17 protein-coding genes are annotated in these 22,468 nt (G+C 42.2%); 11 read left to right on the top strand and 6 right to left on the bottom strand.

Annotated elements, in window-relative coordinates:
• The first annotated feature begins 2 nt into the window (after positions 1-2).
• The 4 genes from NSQ66_RS18790 (at position 3) to NSQ66_RS18775 (ending at position 4,477) form a co-directional block, all read left to right on the top strand.
• Complete coding sequence (locus NSQ66_RS18790; RefSeq protein WP_076141026.1) at positions 3-710, top strand: PIG-L family deacetylase; 708 nt, start codon at positions 3-5, stop codon at positions 708-710.
• Positions 711-808: 98 nt separating this feature from the next.
• Complete coding sequence (locus NSQ66_RS18785; RefSeq protein ID WP_076141025.1) at positions 809-1,951, top strand: DUF1343 domain-containing protein; 1,143 nt, start codon at positions 809-811, stop codon at positions 1,949-1,951.
• A 17-nt stretch (positions 1,952-1,968) separates the two neighbouring features.
• The gene (locus NSQ66_RS18780) at positions 1,969-3,531 is read left to right on the top strand and encodes a glycoside hydrolase family 3 protein (RefSeq protein WP_076141024.1); all 1,563 of its coding nucleotides are present in this window, start codon (positions 1,969-1,971) and stop codon (positions 3,529-3,531) included.
• Between the two features lie 28 nt (positions 3,532-3,559).
• On the top strand, positions 3,560-4,477 hold the full coding sequence (locus tag NSQ66_RS18775) for a BadF/BadG/BcrA/BcrD ATPase family protein (RefSeq protein ID WP_076141023.1): 918 nt from the start codon (positions 3,560-3,562) through the stop codon (positions 4,475-4,477).
• Between the two features lie 96 nt (positions 4,478-4,573).
• Here NSQ66_RS18775 and NSQ66_RS18770 read toward each other — a convergent pair whose 3' ends face one another.
• Positions 4,574-5,782, bottom strand: a complete 1,209-nt coding sequence (locus tag NSQ66_RS18770) for a GNAT family N-acetyltransferase (protein ID WP_076100315.1) — start codon at positions 5,780-5,782, stop codon at positions 4,574-4,576.
• 328 nt (positions 5,783-6,110) lie between these two features.
• On the opposite strand from NSQ66_RS18770, the gene NSQ66_RS18765 reads away from it, so the two are divergent.
• From NSQ66_RS18765 to NSQ66_RS18755, 3 genes are all read left to right on the top strand, one after another.
• The gene (locus NSQ66_RS18765; RefSeq protein WP_249267671.1) at positions 6,111-6,305 is read left to right on the top strand and encodes a hypothetical protein; all 195 of its coding nucleotides are present in this window, start codon (positions 6,111-6,113) and stop codon (positions 6,303-6,305) included.
• A 407-nt stretch (positions 6,306-6,712) separates the two neighbouring features.
• Positions 6,713-7,801 (top strand): DUF1648 domain-containing protein, encoded by a 1,089-nt coding sequence (locus NSQ66_RS18760; RefSeq protein WP_076141021.1) that lies wholly within the window; start codon positions 6,713-6,715, stop codon positions 7,799-7,801.
• Between the two features lie 211 nt (positions 7,802-8,012).
• Positions 8,013-9,002 (top strand): aldo/keto reductase family protein, encoded by a 990-nt coding sequence (locus NSQ66_RS18755; protein WP_076141020.1) that lies wholly within the window; start codon positions 8,013-8,015, stop codon positions 9,000-9,002.
• 8 nt (positions 9,003-9,010) lie between these two features.
• Here NSQ66_RS18755 and NSQ66_RS18750 read toward each other — a convergent pair whose 3' ends face one another.
• A complete protein-coding gene (locus tag NSQ66_RS18750; RefSeq protein WP_038572065.1) occupies positions 9,011-9,910 on the bottom strand; it encodes a LysR family transcriptional regulator in 900 nt (299 codons plus the stop codon).
• Between the two features lie 177 nt (positions 9,911-10,087).
• Between NSQ66_RS18750 and NSQ66_RS18745 the strand changes: the two genes are divergently transcribed.
• Together NSQ66_RS18745 and NSQ66_RS18740 are read left to right on the top strand one after the other, a co-directional pair.
• Positions 10,088-10,921, top strand: a complete 834-nt coding sequence (locus NSQ66_RS18745; protein ID WP_076141019.1) for a sugar phosphate isomerase/epimerase family protein — start codon at positions 10,088-10,090, stop codon at positions 10,919-10,921.
• A gap of 233 nt (positions 10,922-11,154) precedes the next feature.
• Positions 11,155-14,235, top strand: coding sequence for an ATP-binding protein (locus NSQ66_RS18740; protein ID WP_339191813.1), 3,081 nt, complete (start codon positions 11,155-11,157; stop codon positions 14,233-14,235).
• On the opposite strand, the gene NSQ66_RS18735 is transcribed toward NSQ66_RS18740, so the two are convergent.
• Positions 14,222-14,767 (bottom strand): CDP-alcohol phosphatidyltransferase family protein, encoded by a 546-nt coding sequence (locus NSQ66_RS18735; RefSeq protein ID WP_076141017.1) that lies wholly within the window; start codon positions 14,765-14,767, stop codon positions 14,222-14,224. The two genes, NSQ66_RS18740 and NSQ66_RS18735, sit on opposite strands and share 14 nt — an antisense overlap.
• 173 nt (positions 14,768-14,940) lie before the next feature.
• Between NSQ66_RS18735 and NSQ66_RS18730 the strand changes: the two genes are divergently transcribed.
• The gene (locus NSQ66_RS18730; protein ID WP_339279335.1) at positions 14,941-16,074 is read left to right on the top strand and encodes an SGNH/GDSL hydrolase family protein; all 1,134 of its coding nucleotides are present in this window, start codon (positions 14,941-14,943) and stop codon (positions 16,072-16,074) included.
• Between the two features lie 69 nt (positions 16,075-16,143).
• Here NSQ66_RS18730 and NSQ66_RS18725 read toward each other — a convergent pair whose 3' ends face one another.
• The 3 genes from NSQ66_RS18725 to NSQ66_RS18715 all read right to left on the bottom strand — a co-directional run bounded on the left by NSQ66_RS18725 (position 16,144) and on the right by NSQ66_RS18715 (position 21,361).
• Positions 16,144-17,829 carry an ABC transporter substrate-binding protein gene (locus tag NSQ66_RS18725; protein ID WP_036688689.1) on the bottom strand — a complete coding sequence of 562 codons (1,686 nt, stop codon included), beginning with the start codon at positions 17,827-17,829 and terminating at the stop codon, positions 16,144-16,146.
• Positions 17,830-17,934: 105 nt separating this feature from the next.
• Complete coding sequence (locus NSQ66_RS18720) at positions 17,935-19,545, bottom strand: response regulator (RefSeq protein WP_036688687.1); 1,611 nt, start codon at positions 19,543-19,545, stop codon at positions 17,935-17,937.
• Positions 19,546-19,549: 4 nt separating this feature from the next.
• Complete coding sequence (locus NSQ66_RS18715; protein WP_076141014.1) at positions 19,550-21,361, bottom strand: sensor histidine kinase; 1,812 nt, start codon at positions 21,359-21,361, stop codon at positions 19,550-19,552.
• A gap of 144 nt (positions 21,362-21,505) precedes the next feature.
• Here NSQ66_RS18715 and NSQ66_RS18710 point away from each other — a divergent pair, with 144 nt between their 5' ends.
• A complete protein-coding gene (locus NSQ66_RS18710) occupies positions 21,506-22,462 on the top strand; it encodes an ABC transporter permease subunit (RefSeq protein WP_036688682.1) in 957 nt (318 codons plus the stop codon).
• The last annotated feature ends 6 nt before the right edge of the window (positions 22,463-22,468 follow it).

The raw sequence follows: 22,468 nt of genomic DNA, 5'->3' as shown, positions 1-22,468 counted from the left end.
AGATGAGCGAAAAATTCACAGTATTAGCAATTGGAGCGCATGTTGGTGATGTGGAGCTAGCTTCTGGTGGTGTGCTCGCTAGTCATAGTTTAAAGGGAGATCGCATTGTGACACTAGCGTTAACTGCGGGTGAACGAGGGGTCCCGGCAGGACAGGATATGAAGGAATATCGTCAGCAAAAAGTGAAAGAGGCACAGGTTTTTGCGGATATGCTAGGCGGTGAAGCCATTGTATTCGATGATTATTGTGACGGAGAGTTGGCTGACAATCAAGAAATTCGTATGGAGGTTTGTGATGTAATTCGTCGCGTGAAGCCTAATATTATTATTACACACTGGAAAAACAGTATGCATAAGGATCACGCGCTAACGCATCATATCGTAAATGATGCCCGTTTCTTCGCAAGTCTATCATCCTTTGAACGAGCGCTCCCCGCGCACTTTGCAGCAAGATTATATTACTCCGAAAACTGGGAGGATGCGGTTGATTATGTCCCTTACGTATATGTGGATTTCGATCAAGCGGCATTTGATCTATGGATAGATGCATTAAGCAAGCATTGGTTTGTGACGAATAGCAAATCTTTCAAATACATGGATTATTATAAAGCACTAGCAGTTGTTCGCGGCTGTGAAGCAAGAAAGACATATGCAGAAGCATTTATGGTGCCTGCTGAAACGGTGAAGGTTAGGCAGTCTAGTCTTTGGTAACTATTAAACTAGCTAAGAGGGAGTGTTTCTATGTATAGCAGGAAACATTCCCTTGTTCTATCCATTTATGCGAAAAAGCAGCTAGGAGGCAGCTTCATATGGTGTTAAATGGGATTGATTCTATAACGAATTATCGTTATTTGTTCGAAGGTAAGCGCGTAGGATTGATTACAGCGCCGACAGGTCTTACGAAGGATTTTGCATCAACGATTACTATATTACATGAAAATTTTAATCTTGCTGCGATGTTTTCACCTGAGCATGGCGTTCGCGGAGATTTGGATGCAGGGGCAGTAGTAGACACTTACATGGATCCTTTTACGAATGTTCCAGTCTATAGCTTGTACCGTAAAGACTCCAAGCGTTTAACAAAAGAAATGCTGAATGAAGTAGACATCATTGTATACGATATTCAAGATGTTGGTGTACGCTATTACACATTTATTTATACGATGCTTTATGCACTTGAAGATTGTGCAAATGCAGGTGTAGAATTTGTTGTTCTTGATCGTGTTAATCCGCTTAACGGGGTAACGGTAGAAGGGAATGTCTTGAAGCCCGGCTTCAAATCATTTGTTGGAAATTACGAGCTAGCCGTGCGATACGGCTTAACAGCAGGTGAGGTAGCAACGATGGCAAATGATCAAATGAATTGGAATGCATCGCTGCATGTCGTTCGTTTGGAAGGCTGGGAACGGAGCATGTCCTTCCCGGATACAGGATTAACTTGGGTTCATCCTTCACTTGGAATGCCACGATATGAAACAGCGTTATTATATACAGGAACATGTTTATTTGAAGGCACGAACTGCTCGGAAGGACGAGGCACAACGTTCCCGTTTGAAATGATTGGTGCTCCGTTCATTCAAGCGCAGCAATTGGCAGATGAGATGAATGCAAAAGGTATCCCGGGTGTGCTTTTTCGTCCAGTTCATTTCAAGCCAACGTCATCTAAACATTGTGGCGAGCTATGCGGCGGGGTACAAATTTACATTACAGATCTCCAAGTGCTGAGGCCTTTAGAAGTTGGGGTAACCTTATTATTTACGATAAGAGATTTGTACGAGCAATTTTCATTCCTGCCTCCTGTGAAGGAGGGCTCTCGTCCATTTATCGATTTGCTGGGGGGAGACAACATGTATCGTACGGAAAATATGCAAGCCAAGCAGCTGCTTGAACAGTTTGCAGCGGAAAGCAAGCAATTTGCAGAAATAACACAGCAGTATCATTTGTATCGCTAGAGGAAGGTGAATAATTGATGAGAACAATAGAACATATGAGCTTGCGCGAAAAGATTGGACAAATGTTCGTAACAGGCTTCCCTTCAACCGAGATCACTCCTGAGCTGAAGGAAGTTATTGAGCATTATAAAGTCGGCAATATTATTTTATTCTCACATAATATCGACAATAAATATCAATTAGGCGAGCTTGTTACTGAGCTGCAGCAATGGTACACGACACATACTGGTATCCCGGGTTTTATTACGATCGACCAAGAAGGAGGTCGAGTCACTCGTATGCCTAAAGACGCGACCAATGTTGCTGGAGCCATGGCAATTGCTTCTTCAGGAAGACCTGAAAATGCGTATGCAGCAGGCAGAATGACTGCCAGAGAATTGAAAGCATTAGGTATTAATTTTAATCTAGCTCCAGTTATGGACGTTAACAATAATGCATTGAATCCAGTCATAAATGTTCGTTCATATGGTGATTCTGTTGCAACAGTATCCCAGTATGGAATTCAAATGATGAAGGGATTGCTCGATGGAGGCGTCATGTCCTCACTTAAGCATTTTCCAGGTCATGGTGATACAAATGTCGATTCACATATTGGCTTGCCTACCATTGAAAAAACACTTGAGGAATTAGAGCAGCTTGAGCTGCTGCCGTTTAAGGCCGCAATTGAGCAAGGCGCTCAAGCGATTATGAGTGCACATATTTTATTTCCGAAAATTGAAAAATCCGGTGTGCCCGGAACTATGTCTCATACCATTATTACAGAGATATTAAAAGGAAAATTAGGATATAAAGGGTTAGTTGTATCGGATTGTTTAGAAATGGACGCGATCAAACGATACTATGGTACGGCAAAAGGAGCGTTAGGAGCTGTTAAAGCAGGTATTGATTTGGTATTCATTAGTCATACTCCTGAGACAGTGAAGGAAGCGATTCATTTGATCGAAGAAGCTGTAGCCACCGGTGATTTGGATGAAGCGCTGATTGATGCAGCTGTTACAAAAATTTTAGCTTATAAAGCACAATATGCGACGATTGAGGAGCTAGATTATGAACTAGTTGGCTGCGATGTACATCGCCGAGCAAATGAGCTAATGCGTACGGAAACGATCTGCCTCATTAAAGGTGAGCTCCAGCCCATTCATACCGGTGACGAGCAAGTGTTATTTATGGGTTCCTATTCATACCGCACCGATCTTGCGTCCAGCAGCTTGAATCAAGCTCTTAGCTTTCCGCAATATATGGGGGAGCATTTTAATACAGCTTATGAGATTATCGACATTGACCCGAGCGAGGAGCAAAACAACGCTGCGCTGCCAAAGGTACAAGGCTACAAGCATATTGTTATCGGCTTGTTCAATGCGCGTGAAAACAAAGGTCAGCTTGCGCTTGTTCAGAAGCTGCTGGCAGCAGGCTGCAAAGTAACGGCCATTACATTAGGTCGCCCGTATGATTTACCGTTAATCGAAGGCGAGTTCTGCGGAATTGCGGCATTTGAGTATACACTTGATGCATTCAAATCACTCCTTCCAATCCTAAATGGTGAGGTTGTACCCACCGCCAAGATTACGATACAGATGTAGATAAAAAGTACAACAAGGGGACATAGGTATGGCATTTATCGTTGGAATTGATGGGGGTGGCACGAAAACAGCTGTCACCATTACGCATGACCAGGAAGACTCTTTATTCACCTTTACTGTAGGGCCTATTAATTATAACGGTGGTGATGCTGATGCTATTGCCGCCTCCTTTGAGGAAATTTTTAGTCAAACGAAGCTCTACTGCGGTAATTTACAAGAAGTTGCTCATATATGTATAGGTGCGGCAGGAATAAGTAATCCGCTGGTCATCAATTTTTTGGAGCAGCATGTGAGAAATAACGGTTATATCGGGCCATTAACGATTACAGGCGATCAAGAAACCGCATTATACGGGGCACAAAATGCGATGCAAGGCATCATTCTCATTGCCGGTACAGGATCGATTTGCTTTGGGGTCAATGAAAAAGGAGAGCAGCATCGCACAGGAGGTTTTGGTCATCTGATTGATGACGAGGGAAGCGGTTATAGTATTGGGCGCGATCTATTATCCGGATTAGTTCAAGTGGAGGACGGAAGAATAACCGATACGGTCATCCCAGCGATGGTATATGAGCAGCTTGGATTAAGCACTGTGAAAGAGATTATTGGCTTTGTTTATGATAAAAATACGACGAAAAAAGATATTGCGCAGCTCGCACCGATTATGACGACCGCATGCGAGAAGGGCGATGCACATGCAATAGCGTTAGCGGAGAAATGTGCAGCCAATCTATATGAGCTTGTTGTGCCTGTTATTGAACGGCTTAAGCTATATGAAAGTCCGATTGCGATTGCAGGAAGTGTGCTGCAAAAGTCTCGCTTTGTGAAAGAAGCCTTGGAGCGAAAGCTCGCACAGAGCTACCCGCAAACAAAGTTGATTTTGCCGATTAAGGATGCAGCCTACGGTGCTGTCCTGTTAGGAAGATCAAAAAAGAACAACGACTAGTTTTTGTCGCTATGGAAAAATAAGGGTGTGTCATAAGTCCGAGCAGTTGGACTTGCGACACACCCTTATTTTAAAATGGTAGGAATCAAAAATGGCTTAAAATTTATCAGTCAAATAAAACACGGCTTGTTGTTTCGGAAATAGAGCTTGAAGGATGTTAGCGTGCTCAGTACTGTCCTTTGCTGCGCCTGCTTCATTATAGCCGAACATGATATAAGTCATTAGCTCGCGTTCATCTACTTCTATTGAAGTATAGGGATTGGTATGATTACTAGCATCGGAAACAGAAAGCTGCTTTTGCTTATAATCCAAGTAGATACAGTCCTCATTACTGCGAAGTGCAATATGCAGCTCCTGGTCTGCAATTATGTTGCTACGGTTTAGGCGATCTTCTAATTCAGGCTGAAGCTTATGGAAAGTTGAACTGAGATTGATCATTTTCCACATCGCCATATTGATTTGAATTGAATTAGCTTGATGCTGTTGGTAATAGGAATATAGCTTATGGTCCTCTGGGAGCATCGCTAATATTTGCTTTGCATTTTGACGCAGCTGACATAAGGCATGAAACAAAGCTTCAACGCCGTTTTCGGCTTCGTTCAAATACAATAATTCATTAATAAATACTTGTTCAGTATCTTTCTTTTCAATGATGCCATAAGCGACGATTTTTCCATTTCTGCGAAGGAGCAAGCAGTCAACTTTCTTCCATTCCGGCCAGGTCAATAAATCATTCCAATACGTTCTACTTCGGATCACGGTGTAGGTACGATTCTTATTGAATTGTTCATAGATGAAACGGATATCATCGAGATAACAGGCTTCAAAAGGAATGATTTCATCACTGTTTTGCTGCTGCTCCAAACTTGCTGGTTTTTCAATTGCGAAAGCAGTCTCCGGAATAAGTCTCCAGCCAGCCTTTTCATAAAACGCATGCTTGCTAGCCAAAAGCAAGCTTATATCATAATCGGTTTCTTTCATATAGTTGGTCTGCGCATGAAGAATTTTGTGTGCAAGCCCCAGCCCGCGGTAATTTAGATCTGTTCCGACACTCCCCATTGCACCTGTTTTCAAGATCGCTTGACCGACTCTAATATGAAACGGGAAAATTTGTACATTGGATGCAATCTTACCGTCTACCATCGCAAACCATGTTGTATCTGGATCATATGTGGTGTCGAGGTCTAATCTTTCTTGGAAAAAAGCTCGGCCTACGGAAAAGCATTCATCTAAAATATCGTAAATCTTTTCAAGCTGCTCTCTAGTTGGATGGTTCATTACGATGATGTTTGGTGTCGTCGTCATCTTTCATTTCCTCCTGCGCCGTAATGTTGGGATAAATTTAATAAATGAAAAAAAACGGTTTTTTTTGAAATTTAATTTCTTAACTTATAGTTTAATGTTGAAAAAAAAATTCGTCAATAATGGAACGTGTGGAATCATAGATAAACCGTTCAAGAAATTTTTGCGAAAAATCGGAAATATTTTCATACCATTGATTCCTGCATTTGTTGGAGCGGGTTTAATTGCGGGGAAGTATGATTTCGCAAATTGAGCTAGACTTAAATGAATTGCCAGAATCAGAGAAAAAGTAGCGGAGTACATTCTTGCAAATGCTAAAGAAGTGCTGCATATGACCATACATGAGTTAGCGACAAAAGCGGAGGCAAGCAGTGCGGCGGTTGTTCGTTTTTGCAGGTCGCTAGGAATAGATGGTTTCCCTGCACTGAAAATCCGATTATCAGCGGAAGTAGAAAATACGCCGTATGTTGGCTATTTTGATGTTGAATCGAATGAAACGGTGCATTCTATCATTGATAGTGGATGAAATGAAGCGTCCGATTTATCGAGCGATTGTAGAGAAATATCTTAATGGAACAAACCTGAGCAAGTACTATATTAAGCATGGAAGGACTTATTTATACTCTGACGAAGTAATCCGCACCATTGCAGATACGAGGCGAGTCCTTTACCTACACAGAATTTCAAACAGATGTACTTGCCATAATTCAGTTGTCAGATGAGTAGCTCTGCGTAGCAAAAAAACTGGATAAATTGTTAATTTTACCCCTATATTCACTAAAATCGATTATAATAAAATTTATGTTCAAGCCGATTACCTATCCTAAGTTAATAGGATAATCATACGCAAAAAGGCATAGTGATGAATCGCCTATGCTATAAGGGTTATAGAGTTTTCAAATACACACTTATGTATAAGAGGAGGCGAATGATATGACGATAATGCCTGTTATAGTAATGATCTTAGTATTTGTACCTGCCATTGTACTCATGGTAAGCATGCCTTATTTAACAAGAGAGACGATTAGTTTTGGGGTCACCGTCAGCCCTGTACAATTCCATAGTGAGCCTCTGCGCCAGATGCGGAAGTCATATGCTAGGATTAGTGCTACCTTACATACCATCCTATTCATTATTTGTATCCTCTGTCTAATATACGGTGATGAACATTCCAAGCAACCAAGTTGGATCATTGTCACTTATTCACTCGCCATGGTCGTAATCTCCCTAGTCATAAACATTAGCTATTATTTCAAAATGAAAAGTTTACTACCTATGCTGCCTATTGCTCTGGAACCATCGATCATGGCAGTGGACACTGGATTTCGGAAAAGAAACATTGGCTTGTCTAATAAATGGTTCCTCATTCATGTTTTGATTATTGTTGTTACTATTGTAAATGTGCTACGCAACTACGATCTGATTCCTGATCAGATTCCGATCCATTACAACAGCAGTTGGAACGTAGACGGCTATGCAGCTAAATCTTATAGTTCTGTGTTTATGCCTACGATCATGCAAGTGTTCATAACACTTTTGTTCATATTTGAGAATTGGAGTATTCGCAGAGTGAAGCAGCAGGTTCAACCCAATGATCCTAACCGTTCCATCAGACAAGACGCAACTTACCGCCGTACTTGGTCATATTTTATGCTTACAGCAAGCTTCTTAATAGTTATCCTGTTTTCCGTCGTGCAACTAAATATGATATCTCAGCTTAACATGAATTTCGCTATCCCTATTATCCTAATCATAATAGCCCTTATCATCCTATACGCCTTGGCCTTAACGTTCTGGGCTGGTCAGGGTGAAAGCCGCTTGGAGCGATCTGCCGATAGCTCCAATGTCAGACCTGTCCATGATGATGAAAAATGGCTATTAGGTATGGTTTATTTCAATCGCAAAGATCCAAACCTAATCGTCAAGAAAAGGCTCGGAGTCGGCTGGGGATTAAATTTCGGTCACCCAGTAAGCTGGCTGTTTTGGCTCGGAATTATTGTACTGTTAGTTGTGGTGCGGTAACAAAGCTTGGAGGTTAATACTCACCGGAGTATAGGCGAAGTTAGAGTTTCGAAACAGAATATTTACCGAAAAAAACGCCTAAAGGGCGTTTTTTTATTATCTTTAAGTGTCTCAGTAATATCTATTTTGAATTAAACTGCATATTAAAGAGTATTTCTCGTATTAATATCTCTTTGTTACAATCAGATTGTTATCTAAAGGAGGGTATAAAATGAACTATCGCAAATTAGGAACTAGTGGCTTACATCTAAGTGAGATTGCTTATGGTAATTGGATTACACATGGTGCTCAAGTGGACAATGATACTGCCCATGCTTGTGTTCGCGCTGCATTGGATGTAGGGATCACAACATTTGATACTGCAGATGTATATTCCGATACGAAAGCTGAGATGGTGCTGGGCCAAGCATTAAAAGGAGTGCACAGAGCTGATATCGAATTGTGTACCAAGGTGTGCCATCCCACAGGGACGGGACGTAACGCAAGAGGTCTGTCTCGCAAGCATATTATGGAGGCGTGCCATGCTTCACTGAACAGATTACAGACCGATTATATTGATATCTATTATGCGCATCGCTTTGACGCAACAGTATCCCTTGAAGAGACCTTTTTGGCTTTTTCGGATCTGGTGCGTCAAGGTAAGGTTCTCTATGTCGGGATAAGTGAGTGGACGGCGGATCAGATAGCAGAAGGTGCTAGTTTGGCGAGGGAATTGAAGGTGCCATTGGTGGCTAGTCAACCTCAATATTCGATGTTATGGCGCGTGATGGAGACGGAGGTAGTTCAAGCTTGTGAGCGGGAAGGGATTGGACAGGTGGTCTGGTCACCGCTTGCTCAAGGGATTCTTTCAGGTAAATATATGCCAGGGCAACCATTGCCAGAGGGTTCTCGTGCTTCAACCGCTGCGGGCTCACCATTTATGAATAAATTGGCGGGTCAGTGGCTTCGGACTGAGGTGCTTGAGGCGGTCTCGAATCTCTCTTCCATCGCCAGTGAAGTTGGGTTGACGCTTCCGCAGTTGGCTATAGCATGGGTGTTGCAAAATACACAAGTCTCCTCTGCAATTATTGGGGCATCCAAGCCTGAGCAGGTTATAGAAAATGCCAAAGCTGCGGGAGTTCGTCTGGATAGGGAAGTGATGTTGGAAATCGATAGGGTGCTAGAAGGACTCGTTGAACGTGATCCTAGAAAAACGGGCTGAATATTATATTATTCACCATTAATAGCTTCTGAACTCATTTGTCCTATGATCTCTAGTAACGCGGATAAGGAGGCACGATCGCAATCGGTTCTCCAAGCGGCATAAAGGGGAATCGATGGTGTGCTTTCTTCAAAGGGACGAAATGCGACACCTTCACGCTGAAAAATAGCAACTGAAGAGGGCACAATGGAAACTCCAAGATTAGCAGCTACCAAATTTACAATGGTGTACATCTGAATGGCTTCCTGTACAACATTCGGATACATGTCGTGTTGGGCGCAGAAGCTCATAATGAGGTCATGAAAAGGAGCTCCTAAATGACGCGGGAACGATATAAACGGCTCTAAAGCTAAAGAGCGAATGGATAACACCGGTAATTGAGATAGGTGATGCTGCTCTGGCAAAACGGCAATAAGCGATTCATTGACTAAGGGACGATGGTCGATATGTTTGCCCGACTCTGTATAACGTACAAATCCAATGTGAATCGTTCCTTCATGTAAAGCCTGCCATTGCTGAGCAGACGTCATCTCATGTAATCTGAGTTGTACTTGTGGATAACGTTCCCGAAACATTTTTAACATATTAACCAATACTCCACCAGCTGCAGAATCTATAAATCCAATGTTCAAATGTCCGATAATTCCTTGATCGACTAATTGTGTTGTTTTAATAGAGCGTTCCAGTTGAGATAAAATGGATTTAGCCTCTTCTAGAAATACCGCCCCCGCTGGCGTGAGACGAACTTGTCTTTTGTTCCGTTCTAATAGTTTCACACCAATCTCATTCTCCAGAGCTTGAATTTGCTGGCTTAAGGGAGGCTGTGTCATATTTAGCTTCTCTGCTGCACGGTTAAAATGCAGTTCCTCTGCTACTGCGATAAAGTATTGCAATTTTTTTATGTCCATACTTTTCATTCTCCCTTGAAATGCTTCTTCAAGCAAGTATAAGGATCTTTGAAGAAAAATGAAAGGAATGACATGTCCTTTGAGGTGTTTTATTCGAGTGCCAAATGCGCTAGACTTGGAATGGGTACCCAGAACAATGATGTACTGTTTGATTGGTCATAAAGGGGGAGATCTACGATGATAAGAGGATTAACAACAGCAGGTTTGGGTGAGATTAGTTCCAATGAAGAATACATCAGACTTGCGAGCCAATTCGGGTTTCGGTCCATAGACGTCAATCCATTAGAGTTGGTACAGCAATATGGCAAGGATGGGGCAGTTCAATTGTTGGAAAGTCATGGCGTCATGCTAGGATCTTTTGGTTTAGAGGTAGATTGGCGCACGACAGAGGATAGCTTTAGGGAGAGTCTGAAATCGCTTACCCAGATGGCTGAGGCCGCTGCTGACTTAAAGTGCACCACATGCTGCACATATATTTTACCTTCGACTGATCTTCCGGTCGCACCGTTTATGATTGCAGCCACTAGACGTTTAAGACTATGTGCAGAAATATTAGGCGCTTATGGTATTTCGCTAGCCTTAGAGTTCGTTGGCCCTCATCACTTACGTAAACAATGGGCAAATCCGCTGATCTGGACGATGCATGATACGTTGAACTGGATAGACACCATTCAAGTGAGAAATATCGGCTTGTTGCTGGATTCCTATCATTGGCATACAAATGGATTAACAAGTGAGGATCTGCTGAAATTACAACCGCATCAAATCGCGTATGTCCATATCAATGATGCTAAACCTCTGCCCATAGAAGAATTGCTTGATTTTGATCGATTGTATCCAGGGGAAGGGGCTATTGATCTTACAGGCTTCCTGGGAAGCCTTACAAAGATCGGGTATACCGGCGTTATCGCCCAAGAAGTGCTGGCACCAGCCTCCGCACACAGTTCATCTGAATTATTTTCCCGTTCCAAAGCAGGTTTCGATAAAGTATTCTCATTGCTAGAAATCTAAACACATCGAACTCTACATTAGAAGAAGCGTTAAGGAAGGAATCAACTATCTGCTCTATGGGATAGTTGATTTTTTTCCTCTAAACATAGGATTACATACGTCTATAGGCCTCTTAATATAGTATAATCATACTGTATTGCTCAAAGTTGGAGATAGGGATATAGCACTATTAAATACTATTGACGAATGAGGAGTCTATGAGAACTTCGGAGAATAAAATTAAGTTAAGTCATATGTTGTACATAGTAGTATTCATCTGCCTGCTGATTGCAATACGCTGGAGCTGGTACAATCATTTTACTCTGTCTAATCCTCCTGTAGTGGAGCAAGGTGTGCTCGATTTGCGGGGAGTGGACCTTGAATCACTAAGCTCTTTTCCATTGGATGGAGAATGGGAGTTTTATCCTCAACAATGGGTGAATGCCGCCAATGTGGATAGCGTTTTAAAAGGCCAAATGCTTCAGGTGCCGGGTAACTGGAGTACCGCATTTAATCCTTCAGAGCAAAAAAAGGCATATGGATACGGAACTTATCATATGCGTATTTTGCTAGATCAACCCTTGTCTGAGCCGCTAAGCTTTTGGTTCCAGTCCATCTATACTTCTTCTGAAGTGGAGATCAATGGAACAGTGCTCGCACGGTTTGGTGTGTTATCTGACGAGAAGGAAGAGCATGTTTATGTGACGAAAGCATTCTTAATCAGTTATACACCTACAGATCAGAAGCATCTGGATCTATTTGTTCGGACGTCAAACTATGAGTCTCCACTAAAAGGGGGCATAATTCGGTCCGTGGAGTTTGGCATTCAACATGAAGTAGACACTATATACTGGAATTCCATTGGCTTGCAGCTAGTCGTAGGGGTCATGCTTCTTCTACATGGGTTGTATTTATTGATTATCTATCTGATGGATGTACGAAAAACAGAGCTGATTATTTTTTTCCTCATGATGGTCGCTGCGGCTGTATCCATTGGGGTTGAACATAATGGACTAATGTTCCGGTTTCTTCATGTTGATTTTGCCTGGATGTTGAGGTTAAAGGTTCTTTCGTATATAGGGTTTTGTCTATTCCTTTTATTGATGGGAAGAGAACTATTGGGGAATCGACGGAAAGGCAAGGCGTTTTATAGTTACATCCTGTCAGTTCTCATTTTTACTTTATTTATTATTGTAGGTCCTGAAGAGGCAGTGTTATATATCATCGGAAAAGGGTATTACATGATCCTGTATTACGTTCCAGTGTGTTGGACGGTATATTATTTTTGGAAGATGGTATCCTTACGAGCTGAAGGTGCTCTATTTTTATTGTTTTCAGTGTTAGCAGTACTAAATAATATGTTGTGGGGGGCTGTCTACTATGCCAGTAGCTCACAATTTATGTTTTATCCCGTAGATTTAATAGCTGCCCTTGCCGCATTTTCCGCCTATTGGTTTAGGAGATATTTTCATCAATCCCATCAAAATGTGTTACTGAACGCTCAATTGGCGGAATCCAATAAATTAAAGGACCGTTTTCTAGCCAATACATCACATGAGCTGCGCACTCCACTGCATGGGATTATGAATATTGCCCAAAGTGTGTTAACAAGAAAAAAACATGTGCTGGATGAAGAGAGCCAGCGTGACATGGAATTGCTAATTATGGTCAGTCGCCGGATGTCGCTTATGCTGAATGACTTGCTTGATGTTGTGCGATTGCAGGATAAGCGGATTGTGATGAATATAAAGGTCTTGCAAGTGAGGTCATTGGCTGAAGGTGTACTGGATATGTTACGCTTCTTAACCGGTGGGACGAAGGTAGAGCTTCGAATGTCTATAGATGAGAAACTGCCTCGTGTTTATGCGGATGAGGAGCGATTGGTGCAGATTCTGATTAATTTAGTTCATAACGCACTAAAGTACACCGAACAGGGAAGTGTTGAACTGGCCGCAGAACAAGTAGGTGGGGATGTATGGATACATGTTACGGATACAGGAGTAGGTATGGATGAAGCTTTGAAAAAGCGTGTTTTTATGCGCTATGAACAAGGGGCTTACGGTCAAGGCGGCATTGGGCTGGGACTTAGCATCTGTAAGGAGCTGGTCGAACTGCATGGCAGTGAATTATTGCTGCAATCGCAGCCGGGTCAGGGAAGTAAGTTCAGCTTCAAATTACCTGTAGCCAAAGGGAGCTTGCAGTCATCCATTCCGGATGTCTATGCAGAAAAAGATTCGGATCCATTGTCACCATTCAGCACGTGGATAACTGCTGAGAAATCAGCTATGGTGGCTGCCACCTATAATACAAAGGAAGTAGAGCCACTCTCGAAGCTCGATACAGACGCTGATATCATACATGTGCTGGCAGTTGATGATGATTCGGTCAATTTAAAAGTTTTGCAAAATATTTTATCAGATGGAGCTTATCGGATTGATACAACGACTTCAGCCCGTGAGGCGCTGGATATGTTGCATCATGAGCAGTTTGATTTGGTTATCGCTGATGTGATGATGCCGGGCATGTCTGGTTATGAATTGACAAGATTGATACGCGAGCGGTTTACGATGTATGAACTTCCTATTATTCTATTGACCGCTCGCAGTGAGCAGGAGGATGTCTACGCAGGTTTCTTGGCTGGCGCTAATGACTATGTAACCAAGCCAGTAGATGCCATAGAATTGAAGTATCGTGCTTCGTCGCTCACTTCTATGAAGCAAGCAGTCAATGATCGTTTGAGAATGGAGGCTGCTTATTTACAAGCGCAGATCCATCCACATTTTCTCTTTAATACATTAAATTCGATTATGTCCTTGAGTGATTTTGACACTGTCAAAATGAAAGATCTTTCAGATGCGTTCACTACTTATCTGCGGATCAGCTTTGACTTCTTAAATGCAGGCAAACTTGTTTCGCTGTCGCAAGAGCTGGAGCTGGTCGAGAATTATGTATATATCCAGCAGCAGCGTTTTGAGGAGAGGCTGCAAGTTGAATGGGAAGTAGACGCGAATCTCCAGCTTCTAATTCCTCCGCTGACGATTCAGCCACTGGTCGAGAACGCCGTCCGGCATGGGATCTTAAGTCGGGCAAAAGGTGGAACCTTGCGCATTCACATCGAGACACATGCGGAGGCTGTTCATTTTATCATTGCAGATACGGGGATTGGAATGGATGAAGCTCAAGTCAGTAAGTTATTGCAGCCAAAAAGCCTTAAGGATCAAGGAATTGGGCTCCTTAATACAGATCGGAGATTAACACAATTATATGGACAAGGCTTGAAGATTCAAAGTATTCCTGGGGTGGGAACTACAGTGTCTTTCATTATTCCTGATTAGGATGGTTGTAAAACCATCCTTTTCTGTCCAGCTGTAATTGAGTGGATGTGATTTGGATGATCAATTCTTCCACGGCGGATAAGGTTGCAATTATACAGACAATGGTTGTCCAAATGGTGTGGGTACTATGGGAAAGCCATAAAGGAGTTATAAATAAGAGGAGCCCGGTGAGTTTATTGCCGTAGGTATGGATGCTTGCGTAAGTTTTGAATCTCCGGAGGGCGATCCCTATCGATGTTATGCGGATGACCGCGATCAAGAAGATCCATAAGATGAATTCGAGTGTAAGACCCAGAAACGGATACAAAGTAAATAAGCAGATCCCGATTAGTATCGTGTCGGCAGCAGAATCCAGCTTTGCTCCGAGATGACTTGTTGTGCCTGATTTTCGGGCAATTGGACCATCTATCAGATCGGTGACTCCGCAAAGGATATAAATTGCAAGAAAGGGCGAACTTAGGGGCTCGAAGAATAACAGCATGATTGCCAAAATAATTCTGCCAAGTGTAATACAGTTAGGTATAACTTTCAACTTCAATCCCACCTTTGTTCATGACCTCATTTAATTCTATTGTACCAGAGGCAGAGTATATGCTATATGCTATATGCTATATGCTATTTGGAAAAGGATTATAAGATAGTATTGAAGAAGTAGTGAAGTAGAAGTATAGATTAGGATTCTAGTAGTAATTCAGGAGGGATTTTATGAAGCAGAATACAAACTTAAAGGTACATACATTAGCTGATATCGAACATCTGAAAATTCACGGCAGAACAACAGGTTTACTTTCTCCACTAACGTTATTTTGGACAGGCAGTGCGGTCGAATTAAATGTTAAAAGTTCTGAGCTATGGCTTGAAGTAGAAGCAGATTATGATGTTTATGAACCTTGGATTAGCATCCTGATCAACTCCGTTCCTGTAAGCAGACAAATGTTAGTAGCAGGCCGGTATTGGATTTGTGTATTTAGAGGCATGAATGATCGTGTTGTGAAAAATGTCCGTATTGTAAAAGATGTGCAGGCAATGAGTGGAGACTCTGGCTGCTCTTTGCAGATACATGCGGTGAAGATGGATGGGGAATTTCTGCCCGTTGCGGACAAACCCCACAAGATAGAGTTCATAGGTGACAGTATAACATCCGGAGAAGGAAGTATAGGTGCCAAGGCTGAAGAAGACTGGATTCCAATGTGGTTTAGTGCCATTAACAACTATACTAGTATGACGGCAGATGCTTTAAATGCAGAATATAGAGTTATTTCTCAAAGTGGCTGGGGCGTCCTTACTAGCTGGGATAATAATCCGTACGGTAATATCCCTGATTGTTATGAACAGGTTTGTGGTCTTCTAACTGGAGCAAAAAACGAAGCTTTAGGAGCTTTTCAAGCACATTCTTTTGAATCCTGGCAGCCAGATGTTGTGGTAGTTAATCTAGGAACAAATGATGGGGGCGCTTTTCATTCGCCAGAATGGAAAGATGAGGTAACAGGGGAAAGCCATAAACAACGCTTAAATGAAGACGGGACCTATCATGAGGATGATATACAAGCTTTTGTCGATGCCGCCGAGAAATTTCTGATGAAGCTTAGAAAAAATAATCAACATGCACATCTCGTATGGGCATACGGGATGCTTGGTATCCCCATGATGCCGGCGATCTACCGAGCGGTCGATGCTTATAGCAAGAAAACAGGGGACAAGCAGGTTTCTGTGTTGCAGCTTCCGAATATGACAGATGAGACCATAGGGGCAAGAAGTCATCCGGGAGCATTAGCTCATGAACAAGCGGCAAAAGAGTTGACGGGGTATTTGAAACGGATTCTAGCGGGCGAAAGTTAAGGAGGAATTCATAAAAAAACAAGCCGGAGCGAAAGGATCACGCGCCGGCTTGTTTTTATTTACTTTAGTCTATTTGGTGGATACAGACTTGAACCATTCGTTAACTTCTTTGGTAATTTGATCCCCACCATTTGCTTTCCAGTTGGAAACAAAGGAGTCAAAGGCATCTACAGGAAGCTTACCGTAAATGATTTTGTTGAAGGTTTCCATTTCGGATTGACGAAGCAGATTCCATTTGGATACCATCGTTGGTGTCGCAGCACCAGTGAAATAGTTCTGTCTACGAATGTCTATTTGCGACATAACAACTTTTGCAGCGGCCCAGTTTTCCGGTTTACGGAACTCAGCCATTTGTTTTTCATAAGGAGTTACAGGTGTTTCACCATCAGCAAGTTTAACCAATGTCTTCATGAACAGATCAGGAATACGAGCCGGTCCAGTTAAGAAAGGAAACTCATTGGAGAAGTCTTTAATCTTCTCTTTATCACTAGTAGGCTTTCCATCAATCATGTCCCAATCGTAGCCTTTAGCAAAGCCGTATTCAAATTCACTACCAGCTGCAGGATTAGCTAGGTTATCAAGCAAGTAGTTGTAGTATAAGAAAATTGCTTCAGGGTGCTTAGCATCTTTGTTAATCATGATACTAGCGTTTACCCCAGAGTTCTGCCATTTGGTACCGATGAGTCCGTCTGGACCTGCTGGAACCGGATAAGCTTTGATCTTCGCTCCAGGTACATTTTTCATAAGATCGGGAGCCGGCCAGTCTGGAACCCAGTTTGCCCCTGGTAGAATACCTGCGGCGCCTTTTGTCCAGCTTTCAGCAGATTTACCTTCATCCCAAAGTGCGGAGTCTGTGTGAATATAACCTTTTTCCATCCACTCACTAAGCTTAGCAAGGGCTTGTTTAGCTCCAGGATTTATGGAACCGTATTCTAGATTGCCGTCGGCATCTTTATTCCATTGTTCTTCAATCGTACCGTAAGCACCGAATAACCAGTCTAGTTGGCCCATCCAGGTGTTTGTATTGTTTTTCAAAGAAATCGCAAGTGGGAAAACATCTTTAGGTGCTAGACCGTCAGGGTTTTCGTTCTTGAATTTGTCCATAATGATCTCAAGATCGGCGATTGTTTTTGGAGCTTGAAGGTTCAGCTTTTCCATCCAATCTTCCCGTAACCAGAGAAGGGTATCGTCATTATCGGTATATTCAAGGATCGGCATATTGTATTTCTTACCGTCTTTTGTGAATGGATACCAAAGTTCTGGGTGTGCTGCAGCATGATCTTTTAGAATTTTATTAGCATACTTGTCAAACAACTCATCGATAGCAATGAACTGACCGGAATCAATCAGTTGATTGGTCAACACTGCATTGGTTGGTACAGAAACGAAGTCAGGCAGCTTTTCGCCAGAAGCAATGGCAAGCTGAAGCTTTTGTCTGTATTGATCGTCATTGGCTGGATACCAAGTATCTTTATGCTTCATGCCCAGTGTTTCCAGCATCCAGCGATCGTGAACATTGTTTTCTTTTGTATCGCCTTGAACATATTTCTTCGGCATCAATACCGAACTGAACTCGATGGGTGGATCGTATTTACCTTTTTCAAAAGCAGCATCTGCTTCAGATAAACTAGTCTCAGACGATGTGGTATTGTTTTGTTTGGCGTTTTCATTATTTCCGCCGCCACTGCCACAGGCTGTGAGTGTGATAAGTGCTGTGACCGTTAACAACGACCACATTTTTTTGAACTTGATCATTCTTTAATTCCCCCTACTGTGTATGATCTTTACAAGTGTAACTTTAACAACTAGTCGGGGATGGCATCTATATGAGATTTTTAGTTTCGATAGGACTCTATCATGCTATTTATTATTGTCTCGATATTCCTGCGGTGTTACTCCGAACTGTCGTTTGAACACTTTTATAAAATAAGCAGGGTCCATATAGCCAATCTCCATGCTGATTTCATAGACTTTTTTAGAAGTGGTTTTCAGCTTATGGCAGGCCCGATCCATGCGCAGGCGCGAGATATAATCGCTTATTCCTTCACCCGTTTCAATCTTATAAATTTTTGATAAATGAGTCGGATGGAGGTTTACATGGTCAGCCAGAACCCGTAATGAAACATCTAAATGCAGGTTTTTGTCTGTGAAATCTTGAATCTTTTTCACATATTCAGACCTGATGTCCTTAATTTCGTTAGACGTTCCTTCTTTCAATTTGCTCAGGATGCTGAGGGACCATTTTCTAAGTTTGCCGATGGTCGAGAACGCTTCACCGCTTTGCAACCAACCGAGATCGTCTCCCACTAAGTTAGCTAGAGTATGTCCATTTCGGTGTGCGAGATTCGTGAAGGATGCAGTGATTAAAAAACCTGCCTCCATGCAATGCTCCCACGATTCAGACCATTTCTCATCCAGCTCCGCGCAGACAGCGAGTAGTTTCTCTTCCGCAGCATCCCAATGCCCACTTTCAAGCAGGTGAATTAGTGTCGGCGGGGTGTAAAGGGCATCCAAAGGTCCTTGGGTGGTGGAAGGTTCAAATTCGCTGACCCGCATTACGAATTCGCGCTCGTCTCCCACGATCTGCCGGAAATAAGCTGTAGCCTGACGGAAACGGCTCGACACCTTCTCGGGAAACTGGAACCACTCGGTGATTACTATGGACAGGGAACCTTTCAGAAATTGCTTAACCTTATACTGAAGCTGTAAAGAAAGCTTTTCTAGGATGGTTTCTTTGCCGATGTCGGATCCTTTCTCTTTAAGCTGAAGCAGAAACACAAGATATCCATGTTCTTCTTTAACGCCCCAGACCTGCATGAATTCACCCATAATCTCTTCAGCCATATTGATGATGGCATATTCAATTAAGGTTTGATCATTATTGTTATAATGGCTAAATTCTTCTTCCATGCGTACAAGCATCAAAGCGCAATCGCCAGAATGGAAGGGCAAATCATAATTTACGAGCTTCCGTTCCCATTCGCCAGCTTGAAATTGATGACCTTGCAAGGCATCAAGCAGCAGTTGACCACGTAAAAGCGGCAGATTTTCCCGTAGGGTAAACTGGGTTCGTTTAAGCGAACTGATAAGTTCCCATTCTGTGTTCAATTGCTCGATGGCAGTTTTGACTGCACCGATGATTTCATCATCGGTAGGTGGCTTAAGCAAATAATCGACAGCATTATGCTGGAGTGCTTTTTTGGCGTAATCGAACTCCGAATGGCCTGATAAAATAATGCATTTAATCTTTTTATCACGTTTTCTTATCCGCTCTATTAATTCAATTCCCGTCATTTCGGGCATTTGGATATCCGAGATCACAATATCAATCGGGTTGGTATCGATAATTTGTAGCGCCTCACGTGCCGAATACGCTTTATGCACCTGTTCAATTCCTAGCGTATGCCAGGGTTTAGTCATGGCAAGATTATCTACCCAGTGCGCTTCATCGTCTACTATAATCATTTGCATGTTGTTATTCTCCTTGATGATTCTTAAATTTAGAATATTCATCCTCAGTAGGGATTTCCCAGATAATCTCTGTTCGGAAACCTCCAAGAGGGGATGGTTTAAAGGTTAGACAGGATTGATTACCGAACAGGTGCATGATCCGCTGATTCGTATTCCAGAGCCCACAGCCCATTTCTTCCTGCAATGGCTCCTGCATTTTACGATTCAAAGCTTCTAACTGCTCCGGATTCAAGCCAGGCCCGTCGTCATCAATATAAATCTTGCAGAAGCCGTTCGAAATCTCACCACTAATGCTAATCTCACCCGATGAATACGATTTGGCCACTCCGTGAATGACTGAGTTCTCCACAATAGGCTGAAGCATTAGACGTGGCACAGACTGGCTTAACATGTTCTCAGGGATTTCGATATGATAATCAATTCTGGCATTGCGCAGCTTTTGAATATCCAAATAGTTGACGAGCAGCTTGATTTCTTCATCCAGTGACGCGGTTTCCCGTTCCATTCGGGTAGTATAACGATAGTAAGCACTTAAATTATAAGCCATTGAGACGACAGCGTCCTCATCCTTCATTTGGGCCATATTGATAATATAACCAAGGCAGTTATAGAGAAAATGTGGATTGATTTGCGCCTGCAGTTGCTTAAGTGTAGCTTCGCGGGCACGGATTTTCTCATTGAACACATTCTCTATCAGGTCTTGAATTTGATGGGACATATCATTAAAGCGATGGAATAGAAACGAAAACTCGTTCCGGCCCTCGTTATGAAGACGTACAGAATAATCTCCACGCTGCACGCGCCGTAAGCCTTTAATTAGCTTTTTGATAGGATATTGAACATTTCTGTATAGTAATATGGAAGCGGAAATTCCCATAACAAACAGCAAAATCATCGAGATATAGAACAAATCCTGACTGAGCGAAATGGGTTTTAGGATTTGATATAGAGGGACAACATCTATTAAATTCCAATCCAAATAGGAGGACTTCACAGAGCTGACCAGGTAGTTCTTGCCATTGAGTTTGACTACATCCTGGGTAGTGTTCTCAGGTGAGTGTTTATCCAGGTAAAGAATGAGTTCTTCAGATAACTGCTTGTCCGCACTGCGATTCAGAATTGGCGAGTTCCCTTTATGATAGAAAAAAGGATCACCTTGTCCACCTTCCTTGTACGTATCCAGCATGTTCTGAATATTCTCATAACTGAAGCTGGCTTCAATCACCAAGTTGCTTCCCGTCAACATCCCCGGCTGAGCTAAGGAATCCGTATAGAACCAGTAAAAGGATTTTAGCTCGTCTTTAGATTCCAAGCTATGATCGCCATACGTCCATTTTCCACTCATATTTCTTTTTAAGTAATCCTCATCATACCCAAATGTCCGGTTGTAGTTGGAGATGACATCTTTATTTTGCTGTGAATGTACGGCATATCTGGCAGGCCAAATATCTGCAACCCCGGATTGAAGCACCATCTTTTCCTGAATGACATACCGGGTCTGCATCTGATCATATCGATCCGCCCAAATGTTTAATCCGTTGAAGGCTCTGACATTGGGATCTCTAGAAAGGATAAGGGCGAAGTCCATCATCTGATTAATACGCGAATCAATTTGACTGGACAGAAAAGTGAGCTGCTTCGTATTGGACACCTGCAGCTCTTTGCTTACAACATCGTATGTGACGTTATTTGAAAAGGTATACATGATAATGATGGGGATGAACAAGAGTATGATCAGGCAGTTTATTTTGGCAAACAAACTAAACCGGGATTGTGTTAATTCTCTCAGGGATGTAAAGCGCTTCCAAATATTCATAAATGTACCCTCCAGATGATGTCCTAATAAAACCATATCAAGCCTAACAATGTTATATAGTCAAACCTGAGAAACGCCTGATACTATTTATAGCAGAGATCCCCATCACACACAAAATATTTTTTTTGGGAACAGGAGAGAGCTATGGAGGCTAATTCAATACAGCAGGTAGGCCTGGAAAATAAACCAAGTATAAAAAGAAAAAGAAAAAAAGGCTATAAACAACCATGGGTGCTCCACTTCATGGTATTACCAGCGGCAATTATGGTTTTTATTTTTTCTTATATCCCCATGTCAGGAATACTCATGGCATTTCAGGATTATAAGCCTGCATTAGGATTTTTTGATTCCGAATGGGTCGGACTTAAGCATTTTAGGTACATGTGGGAGAACGATTATTTCCTGCAAATCACCTGGAATACACTGTTTTTTGCTTGCTCCAAAATTGTTTTGAACCTGATTATTCCTTTTATATTCGCTTTGTTGCTCAATGAGGTAAGGAATATGGGTCTTAAAAGATCTATTCAAACACTCGTCTATCTACCGCATTTCTTGTCTTGGGTTACCCTTTCAGGAATTCTGATCGATATCCTAGCACAAACAGGGATCGTCAATCAGTTTATTTCGTCCGTTTTCGGCATAAAACCGATCTTTTTTCTAGGGGACGGCAATTGGTTCCGATTTACCATCATAGCCAGTGATGTTTGGAAAGAATTTGGTTTCAACACGATCATTTTCCTAGCTGCGCTATCCGGCATTAATCCATCACTTTATGAAGCTGCTGAAGTGGATGGGGCAGGTCGCTGGAAGCAAACGATGTATATTACCATACCAGCACTTATTCCAATTGCTATTGTAATTGCGACCTTGGCACTGGGCAATGTATTGAACGCCAACTTTGACCAGGTATTTAATCTATATAGTCCTTTGATCTATCAACAAGGGGATATCATTGATACCTTTGTGTACAGAGAAGGTCTTCTCAGCGGACAATTCAGCTTTGCGACCGCAGTTAATCTTTTTAAATCGGCAATTAGTTTAATTCTAATCGTTATTTCATACCGACTTGCCTATAGATTTGCAGGGTACAGAATTTTCTAGAAAGGA

Origin of the sequence: Paenibacillus sp. FSL H3-0329 (genome assembly GCF_037963285.1) — a bacterium.
GTDB classification, from domain to species: Bacteria; Bacillota; Bacilli; order Paenibacillales; family Paenibacillaceae; genus Paenibacillus_AQ; species Paenibacillus_AQ odorifer.
Note: the sequence above shows the minus strand (reverse complement) of the source record. Positions and strands in the feature narration are given on the sequence as shown.